Genomic DNA, 13,718 nt, shown 5'->3' with positions numbered 1-13,718 from the left:
TCCGATGTCTGGCAGAATTATACGCACCTCAGCTCCGGTTTCTCTCGCCTCATGCCCGCTATTACCACAGACCTGCCCGCCCTCGCCCAATCCATCAAGGACTGGGGCCGCGAGCTGGGCTTTCAGCAAGTCGGCATCAGCGGTCTCGACCTGGGCGAGCACGAGCAGCATTTGCAGTGCTGGCTCGACGCCGGCTACCACGGCGAAATGGATTACATGGGCGCCCACGGCAGCAAACGCTCGCATCCGGATGAACTGGTGCCGGGCACGTTGCGCGTGGTTTCGCTGCGCATGGACTACCTGTCCGGCGACACGCAAATGGCGAAAGTTCTCGCCCAACCGGAAAAAGCCTACGTCTCGCGTTATGCCTTGGGCCGCGATTACCACAAATTGATCCGCAAACGCGTGCAACAACTGGCAGATAAAATTCAGGCCGAGATCGGCCCATTCGGTTTTCGCGCCTTCGTCGACAGTGCGCCGGTGCTGGAAAAAGCCATCGCCGAACAGGCCGGCCTTGGATGGATCGGCAAAAATACGCTGGTCTTGAATCGTAAAGCCGGCAGTTATTTCTTTCTCGCCGAACTGTTCGTCGATTTGCCGCTGCCCGTGGACCCGCCCCACGCCACCGAACACTGCGGTCGTTGCAGCGCCTGCCTCGACATCTGCCCGACCAACGCCTTCGTCGGACCGTATGTGCTGGACGCCCGACGCTGCATTTCCTACCTGACCATCGAGCTCAAAGGCGCCATCCCCGAAGACCTGCGACCGCTGATCGGCAACCGGGTGTTCGGTTGCGATGACTGTCAGATCGTCTGCCCATGGAACCGCTTCGCCCGTCCGTCCGGCGAAGGCGACTTCAAGCCGCGCCACAATCTGGACAACGCCGGGCTGGCGGATCTGTTCATGTGGGACGAGGACAAATTCCTGAGCAGCACCGAAGGTTCGCCATTGCGCCGGACGGGTTATGAAAACTGGTTGCGTAACCTGGCGGTGGGCTTGGGCAATGCGCCTTCAACGATTCCGGTGCTGGAAGCGCTGAAGGCGCGACGCGACTATCCGTCGGAACTGGTGCGAGAGCACGTCGAATGGGCGCTAAAACAACATGCCGAGCGTCAGGCTTCGTCGTTGTAAACGAATTTAGGCATTTCCCAATGGAAACGGATCGCCAGTAATCGCAGCAGGAAGCCACCGAACAGCGTGATTAGAATCGCCTGTTCTCCCGGCAAATTCAGGTACAGACAGAGCATGTAGCACCATGCCGCCGCGAACGAGACGCTGGCGTACAGCTCTCGACGGAAGATCAGCGGAATATCGTTGCAGAAGATATCCCGCAGGATGCCGCCGAAAACCCCAGTGATCACACCGCTGACCGACGCGACCAACATGCCATGGCCCATTTCCAGGGCGGTCATGCAGCCGATCAGGGTGAATGCCACCAGACCCACGGCGTCGAGCACCAGAAACAACGAGCGCAGGTGACGCATCCAGCGCGCGGTGAACACGGTGAACATCGCCGCGATGGTGGTCAGGACCAGATATTCCGGGTGTTTGACCCAGGTCAGCGGGTAGTGGCCCAGCAACACGTCGCGTACCGAACCGCCGCCCAACGCCGTGACGCAAGCAATCAGCACCACGCCAAACCAGTCCATGCCACGACGCCCCGCAGACAGGGCGCCGGTCATGGCTTCGGCGGTGATGGCGATCAGGTAGAGCATCAGCAACATGGTGGCGGTCCTTGCAAAAAGGCGCGCAGTCTAGCCATTTAGAGGCAGCACCAAAAGAGGGCAGGAAAAACATCGGACCGCGTCGCCTGCATCGCGGGCAAGCCTTGCTCCTACAGGTTCGCGTCGAACGCAATGACGTGCACACGCCCGCACCGTAGGAGCAAGGCTTGCCCGCGATGGCGCCCGATCAGGTGCCTACCAATCAGAACTTGATGAAATGCTTGCGGTAATGCTGCAGCTCGGCGATCGATTCCCGGATGTCGTCCAGCGCCAGGTGGGTGCTGCCCTTTTGGAAGCTGTCGCGCACGTCCGGCGCCCAGCGGGCGGCCAGCTCTTTGAGCGTGGAGACGTCGAGGTTGCGGTAGTGGAAATAGCTTTCCAGGGATTTCATGTGCGTATAAAGGAAGCGGCGATCCTGGCAGATGCTGTTGCCGCAGATCGGCGATTTGCCCTTCGGCACCCACTTCTCCAGGAACGCGATGGTTTCGGCTTCGGCTTCGGCCATGCTGATGCGGCTGTCGCGCACGCGCTGGGTCAGGCCCGAGTTACCGTGAGTGCGGGTGTTCCACTCGTCCATGGTGGCGAGGACCGCGTCGCTGTGGTGAATGGCGATCACCGGGCCTTCGGCCAAGGTGTTCAGCTCACTGTCGGTGACGATGGTGGCCATTTCGATGATGACGTCGGTGTCCGGGTTCAGACCGGTCATTTCCAGGTCGATCCAGATCAGGTTTTGCGAATTTTGCATGTGTCGGCTCCTAGGCAATGCTGCGCAGTTTAGCCTAGGCCGGTGGCCGGGCGTGCTAAACTCGCGGCCGTTTTACCTAATCGCTGCATTCTTGATACGGAACACCCATGGCCAAACGCCAACTCAATCGTCGTCAAAACTGGCGCATCGAAAAGATTCAGGGCGAGCGCGCTGCCCGCGCCGCCAAACGCGAGTCCTCGGCTGTCGAGGCACTTGAGGGTGGCGACCTGGGCCCGGAACAGCACGGCCTGGTGATCGCGCACTTCGGTGTGCAGGTCGAGGTCGAGGCCCGCGATGGCGAGTTGGCCGGCCAGGTGTTCCGTTGCCACCTGCGCGCCAACCTGCCGGCGCTGGTGACTGGCGACCAGGTGGTCTGGCGTGCCGGCAACCAGGGCATCGGCGTGATCGTGGCGCAACTGCCGCGCAACACCGAGCTGTGCCGCCCGGACAGCCGTGGTCAGCTCAAGCCGGTTGCGGCCAACGTCGACATGATCGTCATCGTGTTTGCGCCGCTGCCCGAGCCCCATGCCAACCTGATCGACCGCTACCTCGTAGCCGCCGAACACGCGGGCATCAAGCCGTTGCTGCTGCTGAACAAGTTCGACCTGATCGACGAGAACAACGCCCCGGCGCTGAATGCCCTGCTGGCGGTTTACCGCACGCTCGGCTATCCGGTGCTCGAAGTGTCGGCCCACCACGGCAACGGCATGGAGCAACTGCAGAAGCAACTGGACGGGCGCATCAGCGTGTTCGTCGGCCAGTCTGGCGTCGGCAAGTCGTCGCTGGTCAACAGCTTGTTGCCGGAAGTCGAAACCCGCGTCGGCCCGTTGTCCGAGCTGTCCGGCCAGGGCACTCACACGACGACCACCGCGCGACTGTTCCACTTCCCCGGTGGCGGTGAGCTGATCGACTCCCCGGGCATCCGCGAATTCGGTCTGGGCCACGTCAGCCGTGCCGACGTCGAGGCCGGCTTCATCGAGTTCAACGATTTGCTCGGCACGTGTCGTTTCCGCGACTGCAAGCACGACCGTGAACCTGGTTGCGCACTGCTCAAGGCTCTGGAAGATGGCCGCGTGCAGCAGCAACGGATGAACAGCTATCGCTCGATCATCGCCAGTTTGCCGGAAAACGGCTACTAAACAGGCCCGTCCACCGCTCCGAACAAACGGGGCGGTGGATTGCCGGTTCTACTGTTTAATTCCCCTGCCAGCCAAACATCAGAACTTTCTGTAAGGCGCCTGCACGCGCACTTGTAGGACATTTCTCTTTAACTTCCTCCCCCTTGTAGCCGCCAACCATTGGCCTAAGTTCAAACCCTCTTCGCACTCCTGCGACACCGAGGGACAACCTTTGCAAACCTACCATTTGTTCATCAGCCATTCGTGGAACTACCCTCACGCCCACGACAATCTCGTGCGCCTGTTGAACGCGCAACCCGACTTCACCTTCAAGAATTTCTCCGTGCCGCCGCACAACCCGATCCTCGGCGCCCGCACCGACAAGCAACTCGAAGAAGCCATCGAAAACAAGATCCGCCCCTGCTCCGCCGTGTTGATCATGGCCGGCATGTATTCCACCTACAGCAAGTGGATCAACAAGGAAATCGACATCGCCAAGCGCATGGGCAAGGTGATCATCGCGATCAAACCGTTCGGCGCCGAGCGGATCTCCACAGTGGTGCGCAATGCGGCTCACGCCGAGTGTGCGTGGAACACCGGCAGCATCGTCAAAGCCATTCGCCTGCATACGGTGGCCTGATCATGCGCAAGGGACTGTTTATCGGCATCAACGACTACACCCATGTTTCGCGTTTGAACGGTTGCTGCAATGACGCCATGGCCATGGCTTCCGTGCTGAAGACCGACGCCAATGGCGATCCGAACTTCAAGAACATCGTACTGAACTCCGCCGAAGACTACCTGAGCCGGGAAAAGCTCGAAGACCAGATCCGCGAGCTGTTTTCCGGCGATTGCAATGTCGCGCTGCTGTATTTCGCCGGGCACGGCACGTTCGACACCGATACCGACGAAGGCATGCTGATTCCGCAAGATTACAAGAGCGCCAAGGACGGGATTCGCCTTAGCGACATTCTCAACTGGGCGAGCAAAGCCACGAAGATCAAAAACAAAGTGATCATTCTCGACTGCTGCCAGAGCGGCTCGGCCGGGGAACTCCGCGCCTTGCGTAGCGAAGGCAGCGTGGTCGGCGAAGGCATGACCATTCTCACAGCGTGCAAAAAGGAAGAGCCGGCCATGGAAGGCGGGCAGCACGGCGTGTTCACCGGATTACTGCTCCAGGCGCTGCACGGCGGCGCCGCGAACATCCTCGGCAAGATCACCCCCGGCAGCCTCTACTCGTTTGTCGATAACGCGCTCGATGCCTGGGAGCAGCGACCGGTATTCAAGACCAACGTGTCGCAGTTCATCTCCCTGCGCGAAGTGTCGCCGCTGATCTCCAAGGAAATTCTGCGCAAGCTGCCCGAATGGTTTGCCGAAGCGGAATCGGTGTACCCCCTCGCCCCCAGCTTTGAGCCCACCGAACCTGATTTCAACCCGGAACACGGCGATGTCTTCGCCCAACTGCAAAAGTGCAATCGCCACAGCCTGATCGAACCGGTGGATGCCGAACACATGTACTACGCCGCCATTCACTCCACAGGTTGCCGCCTCACCGCGCTCGGCGCCTATTACCGCGAACTCGCGATCAAGGGACATTTCTGATGCCAGTGTTTATCAGCTACCGCCACATGGATCGCGCCTATGCGATCAACATCAACACACGCCTGATGCAGGCGAACATCAAGACTTATCTCGACGTGCTGGACGCCGAATCCCAGACCACCGACGACATCACCGGGGTCATCACCCGCAACATCAGCGAATGCACGCACCTGCTGGCAGTGGTCTCGGAGAAAACCGCGCTGTCCTGGTGGGTGCCGTTCGAAATTGGCGAGGCGACCATCACCAACCGACGCATCTGCTCATTCAAGACCGGCCCGACAGAGCTGCCGCTGTACCTCGACAAATGGCCGAAGCTGAGCAGTGAAAGGGACATCGAGTTCTTTATTGATGCGTATCGCAATGAATCGACGCTCAAGCGCTCGATGTCGCTGGAATCCGTGACCGGCAGTGAGTCGACGCGCAGCGTGAACAGGACGAATGCCGATCGGTTCCATACGGATCTCAAGTCTCGAATCATTCGCGGATTCTAAAAGTCATCGCGCACAAAAAAGCCGACATCACTGTCGGCTTTTTTGTAGGTCACTGCTTGGCGGGCTCAGCCGGCTTCGGTGCCCTTCCGAGTTCGTACATAAGTCAGGGCTTTATGAACTGGCCGATGGGTGCGAGGTATTGAGAAAGGCATGCATTAGAGTGATGTTCATCACGTCCAGCACCGAAAGTCATTCTCAAAACCTTGTCATATTTTTCCTCAGCAACAAGAGCCTGAGCTTGTATAAGTTTCGTGCTGATATGCGCAAAACCATATATTCGAATTGCTTTCAGAATGATTGACTCGACACATTCCACCCGCTGGAAAAGTATCTGCTTGGCTCTATCGGACTGTGACATCGAGATACCGACGAGTGCGCGTTTGTCACCTGTGGTAAATGAGTAAGGCTGTTGATTTTGATAGAGAGAGAAAGCATGCATCAACAGCAAAAGCTCGCCATCGTCGACGCTGTCAATTTGAAGCAATTCGTCCATGAAATCCAGATCTTCATCGGCCGCATCAAGCACGCAGCAGGACTGGACGAGATTACAAAGCCGATCATAAGATTGGTAGCTGCCGACGCGTCTGGATACGCACTTTTCTACGTCATTTAAGTAGAGAGAATGCTTGGCACTGTCTAGAACGTAACAATCACTAAGCCCGCACTGAAAAACTGCCAAAGCCTCATCAATCAAGTCACATTGAGCAAGCTTTACCAATATGTCGTTGTCGGTGAGGAGAATCATTTATGCGATAAGTTTCCGCAGTAAATGCTCGCTGTCGTGCTTTAGGTTTCCTTGCAGATGCCGAAAAACAACGTCTGAAACCAACGACTGATCTGTGCTTTCTCCAGCGATAAAATTTGCAGCAGAAACACACAACGGGAAAAGCCGCTTATCGTTATGAGCGCAATTTAAAACGATGTGTGTAGGATCGATTTTATGCTCTGCCCCATACTGCACTGCTTGCCGGGCCAGCACAGGTGCTTTGATCAAGTGCTGAAGCGTTAGATTGCCATGAGCATTCCCAGTCAATAACTGGATAGCGAACTGGTCCGCTGCAAGCTCATCAGCGTCTTTGCCCAGATCGTCGTCTTTTTTAATTTCATCATCAACAATCGTTCCATTTGCGCCGACATGCCCCAAGGCAATGTGCCCGAGCTCATGTGCCAAATGGAAAAGCAAGAAACCGCTTTTTCGATTGTTAGAAAGAACGATCGATGGCCGGCCGTTGATCGCCATGGCGATACCGTCCATTTTTCGACCGAGCAGAGGTGTAGCCAGGTGTATGACTGGGATGCCAGTGTTCCAGCAATAGTCGAGCAGCGCAGACAACCCCACCCAAGGAGCCCCCGATGAAAGCAAGTGCTCGCGAATCACCAGTGCGTCCGGTGGAGGCGGAACGAATTGAGTGTCTAACGCAGAAAGCGCGAGGCGCGAGGCACTACGAGCCAAGGCAACCGCAAGATTCACATCTGCTTCAGAGGTCTTGGCAGACTTTTTGAAGCGCTTATCCGCCGGTAAGTCGAACTCAATCCGGGGAGGCGTCTCACTGAAAGGACGCATACGCAGACTTAATGCTTTGGCCAAATAAACCTTGGCTTGTTGCACACCTGAAGGTGATGCCTCTACCTCATCTGTCCACCAGTCAGGCAGCAGAAGAGCGAGCTTTCTTTTCGAAATGCCCTGCTTGTCTAAGGCGGAGTAAAGATTCTGAACTGTGGTCATAGATCCCTCCTCCCTAGAATGGCATCACATGAAATGGGGGTCGCTCAAGCAGTAGACATCATGTCTTGCCGCAAAACTCACGGGACAGTATAGATTCTTTGTGGCACTTGCAAGATATGCGAAGACGAGGGCCATGCTGCTCGTCGGAGCCAACCAGCGTCCCCGCAGAGACACAAGTTCTTCGAGCCGAAGTGACCCCCTTCTCGTTTTTAGCCGGTATCTACGCGGGCAACCCCAGCCCACAAACGAAAAAAGCTGCGAACAACTCGGCTTTCTGATTCTCAGCGTACGGCTTTTTCCAGCTGCCAACCCAGCGCTTCCAAAGCGTCACAGCCATCCTGGATCAACATGTGTGCAGCGTTGGCGAAATGCTCCAGGTCATGCCCTTCGGCGTCTTTGACGCATAGACAGGTGACGCTGTTAAGTAGGTTGCGCGCAGCTTTGATTCGATGCACGGCGGTTTCAAGAAGATCGGAAGTGCGGGCTTCGGTGTCGATGTATAGCGTCGGGCCGACGCTGAAGTTGCCTTGGAGCGGGTGGTATCTGGACATGGCTGGATTCTCATCTGATAGGTGGAACTCCCACCCCTTTCGCGGCTAAACGAATTGGGGTGGTAGCTGTACGCGGGTTAGCCGACCGGACAGATGAACCCGGCACACCCGGAGGTGTCCCACGCACAGCCACCATAGACATTAGATGCCAGGCAGCAAAAAGCGCCGCGATTATACGGGCGCTTGTGCGTCATCTGTTACAACCGGCTAAGGTCGATCACCGATTCGTCGGCGACAGGCGAACTGTACCGAGGCCCCAAGCGAAGTAAAACCCGGTTTACGGGTCTCAGACCCGTCCTACACAATTCTCAGACCAAACCTCATTCCTTGAGTTTTCTCGCAATGCAGCGGATCTGAATTCATTCTTACAAGCACAAAAAAGCCGACATCACTGTCGGCTTTTTTGTCGGTCAATGCTTGGGCGGTTCAGCCGGTTTGGCTGGCTCACCCGGTTTCGGTGCCGGGTCGTCGAACAGGTTCAGACGCTCCCGAAGCTCGTGAGCCGGCAGCGGCTCCTTGTCCGCCGGCAACGCATTCGGGTCGACCGGTGTAGCCGGTGTGGCTTCCGGAGCAGCCGAACCTTGCGGGGTATCGGGTGCAGGCTCTGCGCCCTGCGAACCTTCGATGGCGCGCTGGGCTTTCTTGGTTAGCACCACGATGTCGATACGGCGGTTGACCGGGTTGAACGGATGCTCGCGGTCGAACAGGGCCGACGAGGCATAACCGACTACCCGCGCCACCTGCGCGTCCGGATAACTGCCCGCCACCAGCGCACGGCGAGCGGCGTTGGCACGGTTGGCGGACAGTTCCCAGTTACCGAAATCGCCCTGGCCGCTGTACGGTTTGGCATCGGTGTGGCCGCTGATGCTGATCTTGTTCGGCACCGCTTTGATGGTGTCGGCCATGGCCAGCAGGATGTCTTCGAAATACGATTTCAGACGCGCACTGCCCGAGTCGAACATCGGCCGATTCTCGGCATCCACGATCTGGATGCGCAAGCCGTCCGGGGTGATCTCGAACATGATCTGATCTTTGAATTTCTGCAGTTGCGGGTTCTCTTCGACCTTGTTCTGCAGTTCTTGCAGCAACAGTTCGAGACGCTCCTTCTCGACCATTTCGGCCATGCCTTCGACCTGTTCGGCGTCGACGGTGACCTTGTCCGGTTGCGGCTGGGACTTCACCTCGGGATTGAGGGTGTTTTCCGGCGCCAGGGTCGGTGTACCACCCAGGTCGATGATGTAAGGCGTGCCGCTTTCGGAAAAGCCGATCGGGTCCTTGAAGTAACCGGCGATGGCGATCTTCTGTTCCGGCGTTGCCGTGGACAGCAGCCACAACACCAGGAAGAACGCCATCATCGCCGTGGCGAAGTCGGCGAAGGCGATTTTCCAGGCGCCCCCGTGATGCCCGCCGGCGATGCGCTTGACGCGCTTGATGATTATCGGCTGATTGTTTTCCATAACTTAACGACCACGAACCGCTTGTTCCAGCTCGGCGAAGCTTGGACGGTGCGCCGGGTACAGAACCTTGCGCCCGAACTCCACGGCCAGCGATGGCGGCATGCCGGATGCCGAAGCCACCAGCGAGGCCTTGATGGCTTCGTAGACGTTCAGCTCTTCCTTGGCGTCGTGGGCCAGGGAATGGGCCAACGGACCGAAGAAACCGTAAGCAGCAAGAATACCGAAGAAGGTACCGACCAGCGCCGCACCTACGTGCAAGCCGATGGACTTCTGATCGCCCTCGCCCAGGGACGCCATGGTCACCACGATACCCAGTACCGCCGCAACGATACCGAAACCGGGCATGGCGTCGGCGATGCCGTTCACCGCGTGGGACGGGTGTTCAAGGTCTTCCTTGAGGCTGTAAAGCTCCATGTCGAACAGGCCTTCCAGCTCATGGGGAGCCATGTTGCCGGAGGACATGATGCGCAGGTAATCGCAGATGAACGCGGTCATGCGCTCGTCTTTCAGGACGGTCGGATACTTGGCGAAGATCGGGCTCGCAGCGGCATCTTCGATGTCGCCTTCGATGGCCATCATGCCTTCGCGGCGGCTTTTGTTGAGGATCTCGTAGATCAGCCCCAGCACTTCCAGATAGAAGCCGTGAGTGAAACGCGAGCCGAACATGCTCAGGGATTTCTTGAGCACGTGCATCGTCATGTAGCCGGGGTTGGCCTGGAGGAATGCACCGAGGGCCGCACCGCCGATGATCAACACCTCGAAGGGCTGGATCAGGGCAGCAATTTTGCCGTGGGAGAGCACGTATCCGCCGAGCACGCTCGCGAATACGACGATGATGCCGATTATTTTAGCCATAGGTAGGAGAGCACTTACTGAGTCGGGTTCAAGGTCATATTCGGAAGTTAAAAAATCTCTTCTTCTACTTATCGGCAAAACTGCGCCAGACTATAGCCAGTTCAGGCGAAAAGCCACTTCGACCCACTCCGGGCCCCGTTAATGCTGAAGATGATCGCCTCCCGACATGGTTAACGAAACGAACGTCCCGACTCCGAAACCCAACACTCTTGAAGGCTGGGTCAAGCTTCTCGATGGCGTGCGCCTGCCGGTTCCGCAGGCCAGTCACGACCGTGTCTGCCGTGCGATCCGCGACAGCCGCAGCTCGTTGCGCGACATCGCCGACTTGATGCAGGACAGTCCGGCCCTGGCCTTGAGCGTAATTCGCGAAGCCAACCGGCACACCCATGGCAGCATGACCGAGCCGGCGGAAAACCTTGAGATCGCGATCAATCGCCTCGGCCTGAAACGTACCGAAGAACTGCTCGAGCGCTTGCCGGCCGAACCCATGGCCGAGATTCCGAAAGCCCTGCGCCAGCTGCAAATGATCAGCCAGCACGCCACGCAACAGGCCAACGGTTTTTTCTCCAGTCGCCTGGCGCGACTGTGGCAGGACATCCATTGGGGCAGCCTGCTGTTTCTGTCACCGCTGTGGCCACTGGCGCTGACGCATCCGCAATTGCTCGAAGAGTGGGAACTGCGGGTCATCCATAAAGGTGAGTCGGCGCGCAAAGTCGAAAAGCAATTGTTTGGCACGCGCTTGCTGCAAATCGGCCTGGCCCTGGTGGATATCTGGCGCCTGCCGATCTGGGTGCAACAAGGCTATAAACTGTTGCTCACCGAGCAGCGCGAACTGGTCAAAGTCCTGCGCATTGCCCGCGACAGCGAGCATCCACTGCGTCAACAAAATCGCCTCGATGACGATCCGACGCTGCGCCGTTGGCTTAACCAGCCAGCCAACACCGTGTTGCTGGCCAATGGGTTGGCGCTGTCGGCACAACAGGCCTGGGACAGTCCGCACAGCGAGCGCTGGCAGTATCTGACCAGCCTTTACCTGCAAATGCCGATGGACGAAGTGCAGCAACAACTGCACCAGCAGGCTGCCAACAGCGCCCGCCATCACGCCATGCCCGATCTCTGGCACCCCGCCGTTGCGTTGCTCTGGCCATGGGGCACGAATCGCGTTCATGCCGGCCTGTTACCGGCCCCGGCGCCGACTGCCGAAGATCTGACAAAGTGGCGCAGCCAGTGCGCCGAGCTGCTGGTCGAACCGAGTCGCTTCACCAACGCCATGCACTTGACCACCTCTGCCCGCGATGCGCTGGTCGCGTGCGGCATGCGTCGGGTAATGATTTTGATGGCCGACCGCACCCACGCCAATCTTCGGGTCCATCAGACGGCGGGTTTGCCGAAAGAAGTCGCCGGGTTGAACATCGCGGTCAGTCAGAGCACCGTGCTGCAACGACTGCTCGCGCAACAGGCCCAAGTGCGCCTGACGCCAGCCAACAATGCGCAATTTTCCGCCCTGCTGCCCAACACCCTGCGCTCGCAGTTCAGCGGCGAGCACCTGCTGCTGCGTTCACTGGTCAACAATGGCCGGGTGATCATGATTGTGGTGGCGGATCAGGGCGGCGGGCCGTTTTCGGAAATCACCGTACAAGCCTTCGGCAAAACCGCTCAGTGCATTGAGAAAGCGCTGCACAGTTTTAGCCGACGCGGCCAATGACGCTACGCTACAATCCTCCCTTTTGTGCCCTGGAGACCTCACATGTCTGACTTCTCTGGCTTGCCGCTGGTGATCGAACCGAGCGACTTGCTCCCTCGTCTCGGCGCCCGCGAACTGATTCTGGTCGACCTGACCAGCAGCGCCCGCTACACCGAAGGGCATATCCCCGGCGCACGTTTTGTCGACCCCAAACGCACGCAACTCGGCCAGGCGCCTGCGCCCGGACTGATGCCGCCGCAAGCGGCACTTGAAGCGTTGTTTGGTGAGTTGGGACACAACCCCGATGCGGTCTACGTCGTTTATGACGACGAAGGCGGCGGTTGGGCCGGGCGCTTTATCTGGCTGCTGGATGTCATCGGCCACAGCAAGTACCACTATGTCGACGGCGGACTGCCGGCCTGGCTGGCAGCAGGTTTGCCGATGTCGATCCAGATCCCGGCGCACGTTGGCGGCCCGGTTCCATTGACGTTGCACGATGAACCCACCGCCACCCGCGAATACCTGCAAAGCCGTCTCGGTGCTGCCGACCTGGCGATCTGGGACGCGCGCGGGCCGCTGGAATACTCCGGCGAGAAAGTGCTCGCCGCCAAGGGTGGTCATATCCCCGGCGCGGTCAATTTCGAATGGACGGCGGGCATGGATAAGGCACGCCAACTGCGTATCCGCACCGACATGCCGCAGATCCTGGAACAACTGGGCATTACGCCTGACAAAGAAATCATTACCCACTGCCAGACCCACCACCGGTCGGGCTTCACTTATCTGGTGGCCAAATCCCTCGGTTATCCGCGGGTCAAAGGCTACGCCGGTTCCTGGGGCGAATGGGGCAATCACCCCGACACCCCCGTCGAGCTTTAAGGTTTTTAAGGACACCCAATGAAAGAACGTTTGTTTATCCTCAGCCAATACCTGCTGCCCCACCACTTGCTCTCGCGACTGGCCGGCTGCGTCGCCGAATGCCGCGTGCGCTGGTTCAAGAACGCGTTCACCGCGTGGTTCGCCAAGCGTTATCAAGTGGACATGTCCCAGGCGCTGGTCGAAGACCTGACCGCCTACGAGCATTTCAACGACTTCTTCACCCGCGCCTTGAAAGACGGTGCCCGCCCGCTCGACGAAACACCGGGCGCGATCCTCAGCCCGGCCGACGGCGCGGTCAGCCAGCTCGGCCCGATCGAACACGGTCGCGTGTTCCAGGCCAAGGGCCACAGCTTCAGCGTGCTGGAGTTGCTGGGTGGTGACGCGGCCAACGCCGCGCCGTTCATGGGCGGTGATTTCGCGACGATCTACCTGTCGCCGAAGGACTACCACCGCGTGCACATGCCGCTGGCCGGCACCCTGCGCGAGATGGTCTACATTCCGGGCCGCCTGTTCTCGGTCAACCAGTCCACCGCTGAAAACGTGCCGGAACTGTTCGCCCGTAACGAGCGCGTTGCGTGCATTTTCGACACCGAGCGCGGGCCGATGGCCGTGGTGCTGGTGGGTGCGATGATCGTTGCGTCGATCGAAACCGTGTGGGCCGGCCTGGTTACGCCGCCGAAACGCGAGCTGAAAACCTTCCGTTACGACGAAGCTTCGCGCGCGCCGATCCATCTGGAAAAAGGCGCTGAGCTGGGCCGCTTCAAACTGGGTTCGACCGCTGTCGTGCTGTTCGGGCCGGATCAAGTGAAGTGGGCTGAAGAAATGACTGCCGGTACGGCGGTGCAGATGGGTCAGGGCATGGGCCTGCCAAAAGCCTGATCGACAC

The 13,718-nt window shown here is 58.7% G+C and carries 15 protein-coding genes; 8 read left to right on the top strand and 7 right to left on the bottom strand.

What is annotated here, in order from left to right; genetic code table 11:
• Positions 1–51: 51 nt before the first annotated feature.
• Positions 52–1,131, top strand: coding sequence for a tRNA epoxyqueuosine(34) reductase QueG (gene queG, locus V6Z53_RS04940; RefSeq protein WP_338584424.1), 1,080 nt, complete (start codon positions 52–54; stop codon positions 1,129–1,131).
• On the opposite strand, the gene V6Z53_RS04935 is transcribed toward queG, so the two are convergent.
• Both V6Z53_RS04935 and orn read right to left on the bottom strand, forming a co-directional pair.
• Positions 1,113–1,724 carry a trimeric intracellular cation channel family protein gene (locus V6Z53_RS04935; protein WP_075947737.1) on the bottom strand — a complete coding sequence of 204 codons (612 nt, stop codon included), beginning with the start codon at positions 1,722–1,724 and terminating at the stop codon, positions 1,113–1,115. The genes queG and V6Z53_RS04935 overlap by 19 nt on opposite strands.
• A gap of 202 nt (positions 1,725–1,926) precedes the next feature.
• A complete protein-coding gene (gene orn / locus V6Z53_RS04930) occupies positions 1,927–2,469 on the bottom strand; it encodes an oligoribonuclease (protein WP_338584423.1) in 543 nt (180 codons plus the stop codon).
• A gap of 107 nt (positions 2,470–2,576) precedes the next feature.
• Here orn and rsgA point away from each other — a divergent pair, with 107 nt between their 5' ends.
• The 4 genes from rsgA (at position 2,577) to V6Z53_RS04910 (ending at position 5,680) form a co-directional block, all read left to right on the top strand.
• Entirely contained in the window at positions 2,577–3,608 is a 1,032-nt protein-coding gene (gene rsgA / locus V6Z53_RS04925; RefSeq protein WP_150727887.1) for a small ribosomal subunit biogenesis GTPase RsgA, read from the top strand.
• Between the two features lie 211 nt (positions 3,609–3,819).
• Complete coding sequence (locus tag V6Z53_RS04920) at positions 3,820–4,227, top strand: TIR domain-containing protein (RefSeq protein WP_338584422.1); 408 nt, start codon at positions 3,820–3,822, stop codon at positions 4,225–4,227.
• A 2-nt stretch (positions 4,228–4,229) separates the two neighbouring features.
• Positions 4,230–5,189 (top strand): caspase family protein, encoded by a 960-nt coding sequence (locus V6Z53_RS04915; RefSeq protein ID WP_338584421.1) that lies wholly within the window; start codon positions 4,230–4,232, stop codon positions 5,187–5,189.
• On the top strand, positions 5,189–5,680 hold the full coding sequence (locus tag V6Z53_RS04910) for a toll/interleukin-1 receptor domain-containing protein (RefSeq protein ID WP_338584420.1): 492 nt from the start codon (positions 5,189–5,191) through the stop codon (positions 5,678–5,680). Before V6Z53_RS04915 ends, V6Z53_RS04910 begins: the two co-directional genes overlap by 1 nt.
• 103 nt (positions 5,681–5,783) lie before the next feature.
• Here the strand turns inward: V6Z53_RS04910 and V6Z53_RS04905 are convergent, their stop codons facing one another.
• From V6Z53_RS04905 to motA, 5 genes are all read right to left on the bottom strand, one after another.
• Positions 5,784–6,425, bottom strand: coding sequence for a hypothetical protein (locus tag V6Z53_RS04905; RefSeq protein ID WP_338584419.1), 642 nt, complete (start codon positions 6,423–6,425; stop codon positions 5,784–5,786).
• Positions 6,426–7,406 (bottom strand): ImmA/IrrE family metallo-endopeptidase, encoded by a 981-nt coding sequence (locus V6Z53_RS04900; protein WP_338584417.1) that lies wholly within the window; start codon positions 7,404–7,406, stop codon positions 6,426–6,428.
• Between the two features lie 281 nt (positions 7,407–7,687).
• Positions 7,688–7,957: a hypothetical protein gene (locus V6Z53_RS04895; protein WP_338584416.1), complete on the bottom strand. Its 270-nt coding sequence runs from the start codon at positions 7,955–7,957 to the stop codon at positions 7,688–7,690.
• 410 nt (positions 7,958–8,367) lie between these two features.
• Positions 8,368–9,414, bottom strand: a complete 1,047-nt coding sequence (motB, locus tag V6Z53_RS04890) for a flagellar motor protein MotB (RefSeq protein WP_338584415.1) — start codon at positions 9,412–9,414, stop codon at positions 8,368–8,370.
• Positions 9,415–9,417: 3 nt separating this feature from the next.
• Positions 9,418–10,269 (bottom strand): flagellar motor stator protein MotA, encoded by an 852-nt coding sequence (motA, locus tag V6Z53_RS04885; RefSeq protein WP_338584414.1) that lies wholly within the window; start codon positions 10,267–10,269, stop codon positions 9,418–9,420.
• A 166-nt stretch (positions 10,270–10,435) separates the two neighbouring features.
• On the opposite strand from motA, the gene V6Z53_RS04880 reads away from it, so the two are divergent.
• From V6Z53_RS04880 to asd, 3 genes are read left to right on the top strand one after another with little or no spacing between them, the layout of a single operon-like run.
• Positions 10,436–11,974: an HDOD domain-containing protein gene (locus V6Z53_RS04880; RefSeq protein WP_338584413.1), complete on the top strand. Its 1,539-nt coding sequence runs from the start codon at positions 10,436–10,438 to the stop codon at positions 11,972–11,974.
• Between the two features lie 42 nt (positions 11,975–12,016).
• Positions 12,017–12,832: a thiosulfate sulfurtransferase gene (rhdA, locus tag V6Z53_RS04875; protein WP_338584412.1), complete on the top strand. Its 816-nt coding sequence runs from the start codon at positions 12,017–12,019 to the stop codon at positions 12,830–12,832.
• Positions 12,833–12,850: 18 nt separating this feature from the next.
• Positions 12,851–13,711 (top strand): archaetidylserine decarboxylase, encoded by an 861-nt coding sequence (gene asd / locus V6Z53_RS04870; RefSeq protein WP_338584411.1) that lies wholly within the window; start codon positions 12,851–12,853, stop codon positions 13,709–13,711.
• Positions 13,712–13,718: the final 7 nt, after the last annotated feature.

The organism is Pseudomonas sp. MAG733B, from assembly GCF_036884845.1.
Taxonomy (GTDB): domain Bacteria; phylum Pseudomonadota; class Gammaproteobacteria; order Pseudomonadales; family Pseudomonadaceae; genus Aquipseudomonas.
Note: the sequence above shows the minus strand (reverse complement) of the source record. Positions and strands in the feature narration are given on the sequence as shown.

What these genes read in the sequence shown, in the direction of transcription:
- motB (WP_338584415.1), bottom strand. Translation starts at nt 9,414, where the DNA reads ATGGAAAACAATCAGCCGATAATCATCAAGCGCGTCAAGCGCATCGCC.
- motA (WP_338584414.1), bottom strand. Translation starts at nt 10,269, where the DNA reads ATGGCTAAAATAATCGGCATCATCGTCGTATTCGCGAGCGTGCTCGGC.
- orn (WP_338584423.1), bottom strand. Translation starts at nt 2,469, where the DNA reads ATGCAAAATTCGCAAAACCTGATCTGGATCGACCTGGAAATGACCGGT.
- V6Z53_RS04900 (WP_338584417.1), bottom strand. Translation starts at nt 7,406, where the DNA reads ATGACCACAGTTCAGAATCTTTACTCCGCCTTAGACAAGCAGGGCATT.
- V6Z53_RS04935 (WP_075947737.1), bottom strand. Translation starts at nt 1,724, where the DNA reads ATGTTGCTGATGCTCTACCTGATCGCCATCACCGCCGAAGCCATGACC.
- V6Z53_RS04895 (WP_338584416.1), bottom strand. Translation starts at nt 7,957, where the DNA reads ATGTCCAGATACCACCCGCTCCAAGGCAACTTCAGCGTCGGCCCGACG.
- V6Z53_RS04910 (WP_338584420.1), top strand. Translation starts at nt 5,189, where the DNA reads ATGCCAGTGTTTATCAGCTACCGCCACATGGATCGCGCCTATGCGATC.
- asd (WP_338584411.1), top strand. Translation starts at nt 12,851, where the DNA reads ATGAAAGAACGTTTGTTTATCCTCAGCCAATACCTGCTGCCCCACCAC.
- rsgA (WP_150727887.1), top strand. Translation starts at nt 2,577, where the DNA reads ATGGCCAAACGCCAACTCAATCGTCGTCAAAACTGGCGCATCGAAAAG.
- V6Z53_RS04880 (WP_338584413.1), top strand. Translation starts at nt 10,436, where the DNA reads ATGGTTAACGAAACGAACGTCCCGACTCCGAAACCCAACACTCTTGAA.
- queG (WP_338584424.1), top strand. Translation starts at nt 52, where the DNA reads ATGCCCGCTATTACCACAGACCTGCCCGCCCTCGCCCAATCCATCAAG.
- V6Z53_RS04905 (WP_338584419.1), bottom strand. Translation starts at nt 6,425, where the DNA reads ATGATTCTCCTCACCGACAACGACATATTGGTAAAGCTTGCTCAATGT.
- rhdA (WP_338584412.1), top strand. Translation starts at nt 12,017, where the DNA reads ATGTCTGACTTCTCTGGCTTGCCGCTGGTGATCGAACCGAGCGACTTG.
- V6Z53_RS04915 (WP_338584421.1), top strand. Translation starts at nt 4,230, where the DNA reads ATGCGCAAGGGACTGTTTATCGGCATCAACGACTACACCCATGTTTCG.